Source organism: Micromonospora sp. RHAY321, assembly GCF_023896955.1.
Lineage (GTDB): Bacteria > Actinomycetota > Actinomycetes > Mycobacteriales > Micromonosporaceae > Micromonospora.
Genome location: NZ_JAMHIW010000002.1, coordinates 43,189 through 56,624 on the forward strand (window position 1 = coordinate 43,189; position 13,436 = coordinate 56,624).

Below are 13,436 nucleotides of genomic sequence, written 5' to 3' on the forward strand. Positions count from 1 at the left end.
TACGGCCCGACGCCGGGATCCGGAGGGACGGTGTGATGGTCGACGACGAGTCCAGACCCGTAGTCGAGGCGATCGGGATCGCCAAGCGGTTCGGCCCGACCGTGGCGCTCGCCGACGGAAGCCTGACCGTACTGCCTGGTGAGACGCACGCGCTCGTCGGCCGCAACGGCGCCGGTAAGTCCACCCTGGTCGGTGTCCTGACCGGGCTGCTCAAGCCGGACGCCGGCCAAGTCCGCTTCGCCGGCCGGCCGGCGCCGCCGCTGGGCGACCGCGTCGCCTGGCGTCGACAGGTCGCCTGCGTCTACCAGAAGCCCTCGGTGGTCGGCGAGTTGTCGGTCGCGGAGAACCTCTTCCTCGACCGCCAGCCGCGCGGCCGGTTCGGCCTGCTGTCCCGGTCACGGCTGAGGCGGGCGGCGACCGACCTGCTGGAGTCGTGGTCGGTGCCGGTCGACCCGGCCACGCCGGCGAAGGAGCTGACCGTCGAGCAGCGCCAGCTGGTGGAGATCGCCGGGGCTCTGTCGCACGGTGCCCGCTTCGTCATCCTCGACGAGCCGACCGCGCAGCTCGAAGCCCGGGCCATCGCGCGGCTCTTCGACCGCCTCACCGGCCTCCAGCAGCAGGGCGTGACCTTCCTGTTCATCTCCCACCACCTGCCGGAGATCTACGAGATCTGCCAGCGGGTGACGGTGTTCCGCGACGCCCGGCACATCGTGACCGCCCCGGTGGCGGAGCTGGACCACGCCCGGCTCGTCGAGGCGATGATCGGCGACGCGCACGGGTTGGTGCAGGTCGGGCAGGACCGACCGCCGGTACCGGACGAGGCCGAGCCGGTGCTCACCCTCGACGCCGTCGGGGTCCCCGACGTCACCGAGCCGATCGACCTGACCATCCGGCGCGGCGAGATCGTCGGGGTGGCCGGGTCCGCCGCGAGCGGCAAGCGGCAGTTCGCCGAGGCGGTGGTGGGGCTGCGCCCGCGTACCGGCCAGGTGCGGGTCGCGGGCGTCACGGTGAAGCCGGCCAGCGTCCCGGCCGCGCTACGGGCCGGCATCGGGTACCTGCCGGCGGACCGGAACGCCGACGGGTTCGTTCCCGGGCTCTCGGTGGCGGAGAACGCCACGATGACCGTCGCCGACCGGCTCGGCCCGGCCGGCGTCGTGCTGCCGAAGCGACGCGACGCCCGGGGCCGTCAGGCGATCGCCGACCTCGACGTGCACACCGCCGGCCCTCACCAACCGGTCGGCGAGCTCTCCGGCGGCAACGCGCAGAAGGTCGTGATGGCCCGGGCGCTCGCCCGCGATCCCCGGATCCTGGTGCTGGTGCATCCCACGGTGGGTGTGGACGTGCGGTCGAAGGAGTCCCTGCTCGGGGTGGTGGACGCGGAGACCCGGGCTGGTCGCGGTGCGCTGCTGGTCTCCGACGAACTGGACGACCTGCGGGTGTGTGACCGGGTGGTGGTGATGGTGGCCGGCCGCGTCGTCGCCGAGCACGGTCGCGGGTGGGACGAGGCCACGCTCGTGGCCGAGATCGAAGGGATCGGTGAGAAGCATGTCTGAGACGCTGGCCGTCGGCGCTCCGGAGTCGCCGCAGCGACCGCCGCGACCCACCGGTCGACCCAGCAACCGGCTGCGACTGGCCCGGCTGCGCGACCTCGCCCTGGTGCCACCGATCATCGCGCTGCTCATCTACGGCTACACGCTCAAACCGGACGTGTTCCTCACCAAGTCGTACCTGGTCGACACCGTGCTGAAGTACCAGACCGAGCTGGCGCTGGTGGTGCTGGCGGAGGCTCTGGTGCTGATCGTCGGAAAGTTCGACCTGTCGCTGGAGTCGGTCGTGGGCATCGCACCCGCGGTGGCGGTCTTCCTCGTGGTCGGGCAGACCTCGATGCTCGGCGCGCCGTGGCCCACGTGGACGGTCCTGCCGGTGGCGCTGGCGTTCGGCGCGCTGATCGGGGTGTTCAACGGGCTGCTGGTCGTACGCTTCAAACTCTCCGCGTTCATCGTGACACTGGCGATGTTGATCGCGTTGCGGGGCCTGCAACTGGCGATCGTCGGTGGCGCCACCATCTCCAACCTGGCCAACCGGATCCCCACCATCGACAACCTGGGCAGCCTGCGCATCCTCACGATCCCGCTGTCGATCTGGATCGTGGTCCTGGCGTTCGCCGTCGGCGTCGTCGTGCTCGGCTACACCCGGTTCGGGCGTTCGATCTACGCCGTCGGTGGCAACCCCGACGCGGCCCGCGCCGCGGGTATCCGCGTGGAGCGGGTCATCTGGGTGACGTTCATCGTCGCTGGCGCGCTCGCCGCCCTGGCCGGGCTGATGCTGTCGGCCCGGCTCGGTTCGGTGGCGGCCAACCAGGGCAACGGGATGATCTTCACGGTGTTCGCGGCGGCGGTGATCGGCGGGATCAGTCTCGATGGTGGCAAGGGCTCCCTGGTCGGCGCACTCACCGGTGTCGTGCTGCTCGGGCTGATCCAGAACGTGCTCACGCTGGCCCAGGTCAAACCCGACCAGATCCAGGCCGTCAACGGCCTGGTCATCCTGGTCGCGCTGGTGCTCGCCCGGCTGACCAGCGGCAAGGCGCAGGACTGAGGCGACGGCGACGATGCGGACCCAGCGGCTCGGCCGGTCACCCGTCGAGGTGACGGCTCTCGGCTTCGGCGCGGCCGGAATCGGCAACCTGTACCAGTCGGTGGACGACGACACGGCCCGCCGCGCGATCGACGCCGCGTGGCAGGCCGGGATCCGCTACTTCGACACCGCCCCGCACTACGGCCTCGGGCTGTCCGAGCGGCGGCTCGGCGCCGCGCTGGCGGACCGTCCCCGCGACGAGTTCACCGTCTCCACGAAGGTCGGCCGGCTCCTGGTGCCGGCACCGGGGACCGCGCACCTGACCGACGAGGCCGGGTTCGACGTGCCTGCCGACCACACCCGGCGGTGGGACTTCAGCGCCGACGGCGTACGCCGGTCGCTGGAGTCCAGCCTCGACCGCCTGGGCCTGGACCGGGTCGACGTCGTGCTCCTCCACGACCCCGACGAGCACTGGCGCCCGGCCGTCGAGGAGGCGTATCCGGCGCTGCACGAGCTGCGTGACGAGGGCGTCGTGGGCGCGATCGGCGTCGGCATGAACCAGTGGCGGATGCTGGAGCGGTTCGTCACCGAGACCGACGTCGACACCGTCCTGCTCGCCGGGCGGTACACGTTGCTGGACCAGTCGGCGGCACCCAGCCTGCTGCCCCGCTGCCGGGAACGTGGGGTGTCCGTGCTCGCCGCCGGGGTGTTCAACAGTGGGGTGCTCGCCACCGACGACCCGGGCCGGATGTACGACTACCGGCCGATTCCCGAGGCCCTGTACGGCCGGGCCACCCGGATCGCCGAGGTGTGCCGGTCGCACGGGGTCACGCTGCCGCAGGCCGCCCTGGCGTTCCCCGCGCGGCACCCGGCCGTCGCGTCCCTGGTGGTCGGCGCGCAGACCGCGGCGCAGGTCACCCGCAACGTCGACCTCGCCGCCGCCCGGGTGCCCGACGCGCTCTGGCCCGACCTCGCCGGCGCAGGGCTGGTGCAGCCGTGATCGTCGACGCGCACCACCACCTGTGGGATCCCGCCGTGCGCGCGTACCCGTGGTTGTCCGACGACGCGCTGGCCCCGATCCGCCGTCCCTTCACGCTGGCCGACCTGCGCGCCGCCGCCGACGAACGGGTCGCCGCCACCGTCGTGGTGCAGACCGTGCCGTCGGTGGCCGAAACCGAGGAGTTCCTCACCACCGCGCGGGAGAGCGGGGGACTGATCGCCGGCGTCGTCGGCTGGCTCGACCTGACCCGCGCCGACACCGGCGACGAGATCGACCGGCTGCGTTCCGGTCCGCTCGTGGGTGTCCGCCATCAGGCGCAGGACGAGCCGGACCCGGACTGGCTGCGGCGTGCCGACGTGACGCGGGGGATCGCCGCGGTCGGGGCGCGCGGGCTGCCGTACGACATCCTCGTGCGCGCCCCCCAACGGCCCGCCGCCCTGGCCGCCGCCCAGGGGCTCGACGGTGTCCGGTTCGTCATCGACCACGCGGGAAAGCCGGGCATCGCGGCGGGGGAGTGGGGATCGTGGGCGTCCTGGATCACGGCCATGGCCCGCTGCGAGGGCGTCGTCTGCAAGCTGTCCGGGTTGGTCACCGAGGCGGCCGGGGACTGGAGTGCCGCACGAATCCGGCCCTACGCCGAGCACGTGCTGTCGGCCTTCGGCGCCGACCGGGTGCTGTTCGGCTCGGACTGGCCGGTCTGCGAACTGCACGGCCGGTACGCCGACGTGCTCGCGCTCACCGACGACCTGCTGGCCGGCTGCACCACGAGCGAGCGGGCGGCGGTGCTGGGTGACACCGCGCGCCGCGTCTACGCCCTGCCCTGACGCGCGCCGGGCTTCTTGCACAACGGGGGTGCGCGGAGCGAGGGGGCCCCGGGCGTCATGCCCGGGACCCCCTCAGCGGTGACCGTTCAGGGTGTGAACGTCACCCTTCGAGAGTCGTACGGGTGCGGCGGAGGGCGAGCCGTGCCGCCGTGCCGGTGACGACCAGGGCGAGGCCCGTGCCGAAGAGCCACCACAGGCCGGAGCCGCTGTCACCCGTGACGGGCAGGGTGGGGGTCGCCGTGGGTGCCGGCGGCTGCGTCGGGTCGCCGGCCGGAGGCGCGGTGGGCAGGGTCGGGGACGGTGTGGGCTGCGTCGGCGTCGCCGTCGGCGTGGCCGCCAGCGGCCGCTCGCAGATCGCCTCGGCGAGGATGACGGTGCCGACGGGGATCTCCAGCAGCGGCCCGCCGGCGACGCTGCCGGTGAGCGTCAGGGTCGCCTGCACCGCGATGGCGGTGGCGCCGTCGGCGGTGGTCGTCTCCACGTTGGTCAGCGTGGCGGACAGGCTGGCACCGACGAGACCGGGAACGGTGACCGCGGCGCTGGCGGTGACGCCGGGCGTGTTCGGGAGCAGTTCGACGGGCTCGCCGAACAGCTCCAGCCCGACGAAGGTGGTGTCCGCGGTCTGCGCGCCGACCTGCGGGCAGTTCACCGCCGCCGTGATCACGTCGGCGTCGATCACGGCTGTCCCGAGGACGCCCAGGGCGACGTCGGCGATCTCGGCGCTGGCCGACGACGCGGTGTCGCCGCGGGTCGCGGTCACCTCGACCACGGTGCCGGAGGCCGTGACCCCCAGGGCGCCGGGGATGGTGATCGCCAGCGCGGTGTCGGTGTCGGTGCCGCCGCCGGCCGGGGCGGTCGCGGTGCCGATGACGACGTCGGCGGTGATCACGGGTGCGCCGAGTACCGCGGCGGACAGGTCCACCACCACTCCCCGCGCGCTGGCGTCACCGGGGGCCGCAAGGGCCGGGCCGCCCGTGGACAGGGCCGCAACGCCCGCGACCGCTGTCGCGATCGCTGCAGTAGCTGAAAGTCGCCGGACTAGTTTCACGCTCTTCGCCTCTGATCAGTCAGTCCCTCCCGGCCATCGAGAAGGCGGTTCCGAGGCTAGCGACCTATAAGGTGTGTTTGTACGGATTTGCCGATATCCTTGAAGCTGATCGATGCTCGGATTCGCGTACGCCAGCGATCCACGAGCTTTGTCGGTCCCTCCGGATAGCGTGCGGAGGATTCACTCTGGAGGGAGTGTCGAGATGCGTGACATCACCAGGACCCCGGATCTCCAGCCGGCGTCGCGTGCGTTGACGTCGCTGGTGCTCGGCGTGTCCGACAGCCAGCTCACCCTTCCCACCCCGTGCGAGGGGTGGGTCGTGGGCGACCTGCTCGACCACCTCGTCGGGCTCACGGTCGCGTTCCGGTTGGCCGCCGAGAAGGCTCCCGATGCTGCGCCAGGCGGCCCGGGCAACCCGACGGTCGCCAACCTGGACCCGGAGTGGCGGCACCGTCTGCCCGCGCAGCTCGATCACCTGGTCGAGGCGTGGCGTTCGCCGGGTGCCTGGTCCGGTGACGCGGCGGCGGGCGGCGTCGTGCTGCCGGCCGAGGTCATGGGTCTCTTCGCGCTCGACGAGTTGCTGGTGCACGGGTGGGATCTCGCCCGAGCGACCGGTCAGGCGTACGACGCCGACCCGGAGACCGTCGCCTGGGTGCACGGTCTGGTGTCGCAACAGGAGAGTAGTGGAGGCACTCCGGGCTTGTTCGGGCCGTCGATCATTCTGCCGGCCGAGGCCGCCCTGTTCGACCGGGTCATCGGGCTGACCGGCCGCGACCCGGCCTGGGTCTCGCCGGCGGCAGCGGCCGCGCCCGGGACCGACCGCCGGTTCGCTGTGCCGGAGGGTCGGCAGGCAGGGGGCTAGGCCGTGTTTCGTAGTACGTCGACTTGTCGCGCGGTTCCAGCCTGTCGACCAGCTGCAACGTCCCCGACGGCAGCTTGACCGGTCTCACCTCTACCGTTCCGCCTGGTGGCCTGCGCCTCGGCGCCTGCCGCGAACCGGCCTTTTGCTGATTGTCGGACCCTTCAGGCATCATGCCCGGCCATGGATGTACGACAGGAGTTTCGGCGCGCAGCCAGGGAAAAGGGCGTGCCGGTGGACGAGATCGAGCGCTGGGTGCGGCTAGCCCGACCACAGACGGAGCTGGTTCCGGAGGGCGACGGCCTGCCTGTGGCCGGTCGGTTCGGCGGTCTCGCGGCGTTGCCGGAGGGCGAGAAGTGGCCTCCCGGGCAGTGCCTCGTATTGACGCTCGACCTCGCCGCGATCCCCTCGCACGGGCACGACCTTGACCTGCCGGCCGACGGGTCGCTGCTGTTCTTCGTCGAGCCGCACTTCACGCCCAACGACTGCCGGATCGTTCATGTACCGGCCGGCACTCCGGTAACCGAGCACCCGAACCCCGGGGTGCCAGTCTTCGATCCGATTCTGCTGCACGCCCGTGCCGGCTGGAGCCTTCCGGAGAACGAGCACGAGGTGCCGTTCGACCTTCGCTTGGACGACGAGGTCGAGGAAGTGATCTCTGAGGTGATGTGGGACCTCGAGGACAACGATTACGAGTTTTCTCTCGGCGGTTACGGCGGCGCCAGCACCGGCGGCGCGGACAACCCCATCCTCAACGCAAACGAGCACACCGTGCTGGCCACCGTCTGGCTGGACGAGGGGCAGGTGGGTGACGCGTTCGGCGAGACGCTGATCGTCGTCAACTTCATGATCAAGCATGCGGATCTGGCCGAGCGCGCCTTCGACCGGATCTGGCTGATGACTGACTTCAACGGCTGACGCGGTCAGGACTCCGGCGTGGTGAGCGGCGCTGGAGGCGTTGCTGCCTGCGGGAACGGGTCGTGATCGGCCACGCAGATGGACCATGCGAGTGATCATCGACGGGATCCGGTGGCGGTCGGCCGCGCACCCGCCCGGACATCGTGCTGGCCGACAAGGCGTACACCTCCAAGGCCAACCGGGCCCACCTGCGCCGGCGAGGTATCCGGGCGTGTATCCCGAGCAAGACCTACCGCCTGCGGCACGCCGTCGAGTGCGGCATCAACCAGCTCAAACAGCATCGCGCCATGGCCACCAGGTACGACAAACTCGCCGTCCGCTACGAAGCCACCCTCACCATCGCAGCCATCAACCAATGGCTTCGAGCCCTACGAAACACGGCCTAGTCGCGGGTCAGCCCTGGCGGGAGGGCGTCCTCGTCGGGTCCGACGGGCCGGGCGGCGACCAGCGGATTGCGGTGCAGGGCGGAAATCAGCGCGGCGCTGCCGCCGATGTCGGTCCAGGCGTCGTCCCACAGGGCGGAGACGAGCCAGGAATGATCCGCGGGGAAGAACAGGTCGGGCAGCGATCCGTCGCCGCGCATGTGCCCTGTCCGCCAGGTGAGGGCCTGTGCGGGGCCGGCCTCGACCAGAACGTAGGGCCAGGCCGCGTAGAGGCACAGCTTCGGAGCGCGGGGGAAGACGATGTCGTGGGCGCCGGTGTCGAGGTAACCCAGCCACCACGGCTGGTCCGGGGTGTACCGGGTGAGCTCGTCGACCACGGCGCGTTCGTGGGCTTCGAAGCTGACGCCGCCGGGTGGGTGGAAGGTGGCGTACGCCGCGAACACCGCCGGGATCGCCGTGGTGACCGACAGGCCGTGGGTGGTCTGGCCGGCGAGCCAGGCGACATCGTCGGCCGTCCCGATCCGCCAGCTCCGCCCGTTCCTGGTGACGTCCATGTGTCCATCCAAGCCGACCAGACCCGTTTTCGGTCCGGCCGCGACACGAGTCGGCCACGATCGTGGTTCCCGCGCAGCGGCTAACCTGTGCGTATGCGAAACGCGGTGCCCTGGAGGAACCTCGATGGCTGACGCCGACGACGTCCGCCGCCTGGCCCTGGCGTTGCCGCACGTGGTCGAGATCGAGAGCGCCGGCTTCGACTTCCGGGTCGCCGACAAGGGGTTCATCTGGTCCTACCCCGAGCGGACACCCGGCACCCCGCGCGTCATCCGGACCGACATCGCGGTGCTGTACGTCGGCGACGAGGCGGAGAAGCAGGCCCTGCTCCTCGGCGAACCCGAGGTCTTCTTCACCACGCCCGCGTACGGCGGGCTGCCGCTGGTGATGGTGCGGCTGGAGCAGGTGGACGTCGACCGCCTCGGGGAACTCGTCACCGACGCGTGGCGCATGCGAGTGCCCGACTCGCTCGTCGGCGACCTCGATACCGACAGCGGTCCGTCGAGCCCGGATCTCAGGTACCTGTCCGATGCCCACCCCACCATCCCGTGACATCGCAAGCGCCACGATGACGACGAATCACCCGTTACCGGCCGCTTGCGGGAGCGCGTACAGGGTGGGTGGCCTGGAAAGCGAGCCGGCGGTCCGCGTCGGCGGCGATCCGGTCGAGGATGTCGTCGAGGTCCAGGAACACCGACCAGCGGTCGCGGCCGGTGGCGGCGGCCAGGCGGTCCACGAGCAGGTCTTCCAGGTCGGTGACCCGCTTCCCCTTCCACACCTTGTCGGCCACGCTGACCAGCAGGTCGTCGACGTCGATGCCGTCCTGCTGCCAGGAGGCGTGGGTGCGGGCGAACCGGGCGACAGACGTAGCGACACCGTGCCGTAGCAGCAGGTCGTAGCCGGCCGGTTCGTGAGCGGAACCTGGTCCGGACAGCTCCTCCGGGTGCCGGACCTTGCCGATGTCATGGGTGGCCGCACCGAAGAGCACCGCCGCGCGGTCCACCGGGAGCTGCGGGAACCGGTCGGCCAGCGCATCCGTGAGCTGCGCGGCGACGTCGTGCACGGCCCGCAGGTGCGCGGCCAGCCGCGGCGGTGCCCGCAGTGCCTCCAGTAGGGCGACGACCTGGTCGGGGAGGGGCCGCAGCGCCGGGTCGCCCGGCGCGGTGAGAGCGCGGCGCAGCGCATCGGAGATCACCACGACAAGGGTACGAGGCGCAGCGCCGCCTCCGTCGATATTGAACTGCGGCCGTATCGTTTCCTGGGCAGCACCCTCCGTGGTTAGCGTCGGTGCCATGCAGCCAGTCCTGCCGTCTCACTCGCAACGGGTGGACCCAGCGCCGAAACCTGAGCGGACCGGCTGGATCGTCGCGGGCGGCCTTCTTCTCGGGTTCCTGGCGGTTCTGGGACCACCGGTTGTCGGATTCCTGTTCTGGCTGTCGACAGGGCCCGACCCGGACGAGCCCCGCGCCGCGGCCGACGATTTCGTCCGTCACCTGGAGAGCAACGCCGACGCGGCTGCGTACCAGTCCCTCTGCCCGGAGATCAGGAACCGGACCACGGCGGCGGCGTTCAGCGCGGCGGTCGAGCGCATGGGCAGGCCCGTGTCGCACACCGTTGGCCGTGCGGCCTTCCGGAACGAGCCCGGGACGAATGCCGGGGTGACCGTCCGGCTGACCGACCGGACGGGCCGGACCACCACCTTCCATTGGGACCTTGACGCCAGCTTCGGTTGGCAGATCTGCGACGAGGACTTCGGCTGACCAGCAGGCCTGGCGCTCGGCAACCTGATGGCGGGCAGCGGGGATCACGTCGTCAGCGGCTCGGCCCGCGAGCGTCACGGCGCGTCGACGACCTCGCGGCCGAGCGGCCAGAACGCGGCCGGCACGAGCTTGAAGTTGGCGATGCCGAACGGAATCCCGATGACCGTGACGCAGAGGGCGATGCCGGCGACGATGTGCGACAGCGCGAGCCACCAGCCGGCCAGCACCACCCACAGGACGTTCGCCAGCCCGGAGCCGACGCCCGCGCCGGGCTTGGGCACCAGCGTGCGGCCGAACGGCCAGAGTGAGTAGACGGCGAGCCGCAGCGACGCGACACCGAACGGGATGGTGATGACCAGGGCGAAGCAGATCAGCGCGGCGAGGCCGTAGCCGATCGCCAGCACGATCCCACCGCCGAAGATGAGCCACAGGACGTTCAGTACGAAGCGAATCACTCCTCCAGCATGAGCGACGCCCACCACCCGTCGGCCGTCGATCCCATGTGGAACGTGACGAACGAGCGTGCGCCGACCGGGAGGATCGGCGGGGTCCCGTCGATGACGACCGCTTGTTAGACTTCGCCATTGATGATCATGACGGGGGAAGCATGAACGGCGGCGTTCCGGACGGTGGTGGGGTGCTGGACCCGGACGGCGCCATGGAGCGGCTCTCGGCCTGGAAGGGGCGGATCGGCAAGCTGGCAGCCGACACGAAGGCCATGAGCGACCGCTACCAGCAACTGCGGGTGACCGCGGCCGACGGCAACAGGCTGGTCGAGGTCACCATCGATTCCGTCGGCGCGTTGGTCGATCTGCGGCTGAGTCGGCAGATCCAGCGGGTCGAGCCCGATGTCGTGGCGCGGACGATCATGAACACGATCCGGGAGGCCCGGGAGCAGTTGGCCGACCGTTCGCAGGAGATCATCGCCGAGACCGTGGGGACCGAGTCGGTGGCGGCGCGCGAGATCGCCGAGCGGGTCGGGCAGCAGTTGCGCGGTCCGAACCTGGGCCCGGAGAGCGACGACGACCGAAGCTGGCGGCGAGCCTGATGGACGACGGGTTCGCGGTCGAGGCGGAGGAGATCCGCACGCACGCGCAGAACATCGAGGCCCTGGCGGAGCGCTTCGCGGCCGTGAAGGCCGCCAGCGCGCACATCACGCAGGACGATTCGGCGTACGGGCTGCTGTGCGGCTGGATCTCCGGGGTCCTCGAGGGCAAGCACACTCGACAGGACGAGCTGTTCGCCGAAGTCGAGGAGAATCTGCGACTGGCTGCCGCGGGTCTGCGCCAGACCGCCGACGGCTACGACGCGGTGGACGCGGACAACATGACTGTGATCAACAGCGTGGGAAGCCAGTTGAACCCGTGAGGACGGCGCGATGACCGACATGTCGCTGGTCGCCGATGTCACATCGACCCGGGAGGTCTGGACCGGTGCCTCCCTCGCCGACAGCGTCGAAGGTCTGGTCGACGCGATCAGGAGTGAGGGCTGGGTCGACGACCTGCTGGCGGGCGCCGCTTTCGGGCTCGACGTGGCGGCGAGCGTCATGGACCCCTTCAGCGCGCTGCTGGCCAACGGCCTGGGTTGGGCGATGGAGTACTTCGAGCCGCTGCGGGAGATGCTCGACGAGCTCACCGGGATGCCCGACGTGGTCCGCTCGCACGCCGCGACCTGGGACAACATGGCCGTCGAACTGCACCGCATGGCCGGCGACCTGCGGGCACGCCTCGACGCCGACCTGCCCGAGTGGTGGGGCCAGGCCGCGATGGCGTATCACGGGTTGATGGACCACAACGTCGAAGCCCTCGGCGGGCTCGGCGCGGTCTCCGCCGCGATGGCGGCGGCCACCGAGGGCGCCGGCAATCTGGTGGCCTTCACCCGCGACATCGTCCGCGACCTCATCGCCGACCTGGTGGCGCGCGTGGTCGTCTGGGCGGTCGAGGCCATCTTCGTCGTCACGATCCCGGTGGTCGCCGCACAGATCGTCACGGCCGTCGTCAAGTGGGCCGGCCGCATCCTCATGTACATCGGTGCACTGATCACCAGCCTGACCAACCTCACCCGCATCCTGAACGGATAAGGCGTCCCATGGCGAAGCCCGGAAAGCCCGGCGGCGGCAGCGGTGGTACGGGCGGTGGTGGCGGTGGCACCGGAAAGCCCTCGAAGAGCTATGGCGGTATCAACGCGGGCAAGGGCATCACCAGCGCCCAGCAGGCCACCGGCCAGGCCGCGAAGCAGGGACACCCGCCCGGGGTCGCCGGCAAGGGTTCGACCGGCAACAAGCCGGCGAAGCCCACCCCGCCACCCCCGCCGACCAAGCCGCCGACAGCGGACGGCATCCACCACAGCGACGCGTCGAGGAAACACATCATCAAGGGTGACGGCGGCCGGCAGGGCGGCCACCTCGCGGGCACCGGCTTCTCCAACAAGACGGAGTTCCCGCAGAGCTGGGACGAGCCGAAGATCCTCGACGCCGCGCACCAGGTGACGCAGCAGGGCCCGCCGACGAAGGGGCCGTACCCGACCAAGGACGCGGACGGCAATCCGGTGTGGGCCTACGACTACGTCGGCGTGGTCGACGGTGTCGAGGTCAAGACGACCGTGCTCGCCGACGGCGAGATCCGCACCGCCTACCCGCCGGACAAGACCAACCCGGGCGTCATCAGCAACCCGGCGGCACCCAACCCCGCTCCGCAGGGAATCCCGAATGCCGTCCCGCCTCGTTACAGTAATCCCGCTGTCGGTGGCGACGGCAGTTGGACCTGGGAGGGCCCGAAGGGCAACAGGATCATCAGGGTGGTCCAGGATGACCAGGGGAACGTCACGACGACCGATCTCGGCGAGTACAAGAAGAAATGAACACGATGGATGCGAAGACCTACGCGACGGCCACCGAGGTGTGCCGGCGGCTCGCCGGCCGGTTGTCCGACGACATCCTCGGCACGGTGCGCGAGAACTATGCCGCGGGCGAGTTCGACCTGGCCGACAACACGCTCCTGCTCAGCCTGGCGTACTACGGCGTCGGCATCACCGTCGAGGAACAGACCCTGATGCGATCCTTCCTCGGTGACCCCGACGGCCCAGACCTGGCCGACGTGCCGGTCATCGCCGAGGTTCCGCCACCGCCGTACCGGTTCAGTCCGGCTGGCCCCGCGGACGCCCCCGACCCGACCCAGGCCGACGCCCTCCTGTCCGCCGACGCCCCGCGCCGACACGGCCGCAGCCTGCACCGCGCGTGGCGGGCTCCGCTCGACGGCGCCCCCGACGGAGCGGCGTGGTCGTACGTGCTGCGGGTGGCCGAGGGAACGGACGAGCTTGCGGCGTACTCGGGCGCGATGGCGCAGCTGTGGATCTCGCTGAAGCAGAAGTGGCCTCTGGAGGTCATCGCCGACAACTCGCCGAGGGCGCCCTACCAGGAGGCCGCCCTGGCCGGCTCTTCCGCGGTGTGGCGCGCCTGAGGCGGACGCGAGTGCACGCGTCCCCGCCGTCGATGTCGACGGCGGGGACCTGCGCGGTAC

Annotated in this window: 17 protein-coding genes and 1 pseudogene; 14 read left to right on the plus strand and 4 right to left on the minus strand. The window is 71.0% G+C overall.

The genetic code is table 11. The features are described 5' to 3' along the window. Positions 1 to 35: 35 nt before the first annotated feature. The 4 genes from M8C17_RS04685 to M8C17_RS04700 are packed head-to-tail and all read left to right on the plus strand — an operon-like array spanning position 36 to position 4,398. Positions 36 to 1,553: a sugar ABC transporter ATP-binding protein gene (locus M8C17_RS04685; RefSeq protein ID WP_252415130.1), complete on the plus strand. Its 1,518-nt coding sequence runs from the start codon at positions 36 to 38 to the stop codon at positions 1,551 to 1,553. Then, on the plus strand, positions 1,546 to 2,595 hold the full coding sequence (locus M8C17_RS04690) for an ABC transporter permease (RefSeq protein ID WP_252415131.1): 1,050 nt from the start codon (positions 1,546 to 1,548) through the stop codon (positions 2,593 to 2,595). The genes M8C17_RS04685 and M8C17_RS04690 overlap by 8 nt, the downstream gene beginning before the upstream one ends. 13 nt (positions 2,596 to 2,608) lie before the next feature. Beyond that, on the plus strand, positions 2,609 to 3,574 hold the full coding sequence (locus tag M8C17_RS04695; protein WP_252415132.1) for an aldo/keto reductase: 966 nt from the start codon (positions 2,609 to 2,611) through the stop codon (positions 3,572 to 3,574). Beyond that, on the plus strand, positions 3,571 to 4,398 hold the full coding sequence (locus tag M8C17_RS04700; RefSeq protein ID WP_252415133.1) for an amidohydrolase: 828 nt from the start codon (positions 3,571 to 3,573) through the stop codon (positions 4,396 to 4,398). The genes M8C17_RS04695 and M8C17_RS04700 overlap by 4 nt, the downstream gene beginning before the upstream one ends. A gap of 100 nt (positions 4,399 to 4,498) precedes the next feature. Here M8C17_RS04700 and M8C17_RS04705 read toward each other — a convergent pair whose 3' ends face one another. Next, positions 4,499 to 5,320 carry a hypothetical protein gene (locus tag M8C17_RS04705; RefSeq protein WP_252415134.1) on the minus strand — a complete coding sequence of 274 codons (822 nt, stop codon included), beginning with the start codon at positions 5,318 to 5,320 and terminating at the stop codon, positions 4,499 to 4,501. A gap of 328 nt (positions 5,321 to 5,648) precedes the next feature. Between M8C17_RS04705 and M8C17_RS04710 the strand changes: the two genes are divergently transcribed. From M8C17_RS04710 to M8C17_RS04720, 3 genes and pseudogenes are all read left to right on the plus strand, one after another. Next, positions 5,649 to 6,308 carry a TIGR03086 family metal-binding protein gene (locus M8C17_RS04710; RefSeq protein WP_252415135.1) on the plus strand — a complete coding sequence of 220 codons (660 nt, stop codon included), beginning with the start codon at positions 5,649 to 5,651 and terminating at the stop codon, positions 6,306 to 6,308. 180 nt (positions 6,309 to 6,488) lie between these two features. Further along, positions 6,489 to 7,223, plus strand: coding sequence for a DUF1963 domain-containing protein (locus tag M8C17_RS04715; RefSeq protein WP_252415136.1), 735 nt, complete (start codon positions 6,489 to 6,491; stop codon positions 7,221 to 7,223). Between the two features lie 113 nt (positions 7,224 to 7,336). Continuing rightward, a pseudogene (locus M8C17_RS04720) lies at positions 7,337 to 7,609 on the plus strand (transposase); the annotation flags it as partial. Here the strand turns inward: M8C17_RS04720 and M8C17_RS04725 are convergent. Next, positions 7,606 to 8,160, minus strand: coding sequence for a hypothetical protein (locus M8C17_RS04725; RefSeq protein WP_252415137.1), 555 nt, complete (start codon positions 8,158 to 8,160; stop codon positions 7,606 to 7,608). The pseudogene M8C17_RS04720 and the gene M8C17_RS04725 overlap by 4 nt on opposite strands. 124 nt (positions 8,161 to 8,284) lie before the next feature. On the opposite strand from M8C17_RS04725, the gene M8C17_RS04730 reads away from it, so the two are divergent. After that, positions 8,285 to 8,710 (plus strand): MmcQ/YjbR family DNA-binding protein, encoded by a 426-nt coding sequence (locus tag M8C17_RS04730; protein WP_252415138.1) that lies wholly within the window; start codon positions 8,285 to 8,287, stop codon positions 8,708 to 8,710. Between the two features lie 34 nt (positions 8,711 to 8,744). Here the strand turns inward: M8C17_RS04730 and M8C17_RS04735 are convergent, their stop codons facing one another. Then, complete coding sequence (locus M8C17_RS04735) at positions 8,745 to 9,353, minus strand: HD domain-containing protein (RefSeq protein ID WP_252415139.1); 609 nt, start codon at positions 9,351 to 9,353, stop codon at positions 8,745 to 8,747. A 97-nt stretch (positions 9,354 to 9,450) separates the two neighbouring features. Between M8C17_RS04735 and M8C17_RS04740 the strand changes: the two genes are divergently transcribed. Then, a complete protein-coding gene (locus tag M8C17_RS04740; protein ID WP_252415140.1) occupies positions 9,451 to 9,918 on the plus strand; it encodes a hypothetical protein in 468 nt (155 codons plus the stop codon). Between the two features lie 74 nt (positions 9,919 to 9,992). On the opposite strand, the gene M8C17_RS04745 is transcribed toward M8C17_RS04740, so the two are convergent. Next, the gene (locus M8C17_RS04745) at positions 9,993 to 10,373 is read right to left on the minus strand and encodes a YccF domain-containing protein (RefSeq protein WP_252415141.1); all 381 of its coding nucleotides are present in this window, start codon (positions 10,371 to 10,373) and stop codon (positions 9,993 to 9,995) included. A 152-nt stretch (positions 10,374 to 10,525) separates the two neighbouring features. Here M8C17_RS04745 and M8C17_RS04750 point away from each other — a divergent pair, with 152 nt between their 5' ends. Genes M8C17_RS04750 through M8C17_RS04770 form a run of 5 tightly spaced genes read left to right on the plus strand, consistent with a single transcriptional unit; the run spans position 10,526 to position 13,376 of the window. Then, complete coding sequence (locus tag M8C17_RS04750; RefSeq protein ID WP_252415142.1) at positions 10,526 to 10,966, plus strand: YbaB/EbfC family nucleoid-associated protein; 441 nt, start codon at positions 10,526 to 10,528, stop codon at positions 10,964 to 10,966. Continuing rightward, entirely contained in the window at positions 10,966 to 11,286 is a 321-nt protein-coding gene (locus tag M8C17_RS04755; RefSeq protein ID WP_252415143.1) for a type VII secretion target, read from the plus strand. Before M8C17_RS04750 ends, M8C17_RS04755 begins: the two co-directional genes overlap by 1 nt. 10 nt (positions 11,287 to 11,296) lie before the next feature. Continuing rightward, positions 11,297 to 11,998, plus strand: coding sequence for a WXG100 family type VII secretion target (locus M8C17_RS04760; RefSeq protein WP_252415144.1), 702 nt, complete (start codon positions 11,297 to 11,299; stop codon positions 11,996 to 11,998). An 8-nt stretch (positions 11,999 to 12,006) separates the two neighbouring features. Beyond that, positions 12,007 to 12,777, plus strand: a complete 771-nt coding sequence (locus M8C17_RS04765; protein WP_252415145.1) for an EndoU domain-containing protein — start codon at positions 12,007 to 12,009, stop codon at positions 12,775 to 12,777. A 5-nt stretch (positions 12,778 to 12,782) separates the two neighbouring features. Beyond that, entirely contained in the window at positions 12,783 to 13,376 is a 594-nt protein-coding gene (locus M8C17_RS04770) for a hypothetical protein (protein ID WP_252415146.1), read from the plus strand. Positions 13,377 to 13,436 lie beyond the last annotated feature (60 nt).

Coding starts and splice junctions, on each gene's coding strand:
- M8C17_RS04685 (WP_252415130.1), top strand. CDS start 36: ATGGTCGACGACGAGTCCAGACCCGTAGTCGAGGCGATCGGGATCGCC.
- M8C17_RS04690 (WP_252415131.1), top strand. CDS start 1,546: ATGTCTGAGACGCTGGCCGTCGGCGCTCCGGAGTCGCCGCAGCGACCG.
- M8C17_RS04695 (WP_252415132.1), top strand. CDS start 2,609: ATGCGGACCCAGCGGCTCGGCCGGTCACCCGTCGAGGTGACGGCTCTC.
- M8C17_RS04710 (WP_252415135.1), top strand. CDS start 5,649: ATGCGTGACATCACCAGGACCCCGGATCTCCAGCCGGCGTCGCGTGCG.
- M8C17_RS04715 (WP_252415136.1), top strand. CDS start 6,489: ATGGATGTACGACAGGAGTTTCGGCGCGCAGCCAGGGAAAAGGGCGTG.
- M8C17_RS04725 (WP_252415137.1), bottom strand. CDS start 8,160: ATGGACGTCACCAGGAACGGGCGGAGCTGGCGGATCGGGACGGCCGAC.
- M8C17_RS04730 (WP_252415138.1), top strand. CDS start 8,285: ATGGCTGACGCCGACGACGTCCGCCGCCTGGCCCTGGCGTTGCCGCAC.
- M8C17_RS04740 (WP_252415140.1), top strand. CDS start 9,451: ATGCAGCCAGTCCTGCCGTCTCACTCGCAACGGGTGGACCCAGCGCCG.
- M8C17_RS04750 (WP_252415142.1), top strand. CDS start 10,526: ATGAACGGCGGCGTTCCGGACGGTGGTGGGGTGCTGGACCCGGACGGC.
- M8C17_RS04755 (WP_252415143.1), top strand. CDS start 10,966: ATGGACGACGGGTTCGCGGTCGAGGCGGAGGAGATCCGCACGCACGCG.
- M8C17_RS04760 (WP_252415144.1), top strand. CDS start 11,297: ATGACCGACATGTCGCTGGTCGCCGATGTCACATCGACCCGGGAGGTC.
- M8C17_RS04765 (WP_252415145.1), top strand. CDS start 12,007: ATGGCGAAGCCCGGAAAGCCCGGCGGCGGCAGCGGTGGTACGGGCGGT.
- M8C17_RS04770 (WP_252415146.1), top strand. CDS start 12,783: ATGGATGCGAAGACCTACGCGACGGCCACCGAGGTGTGCCGGCGGCTC.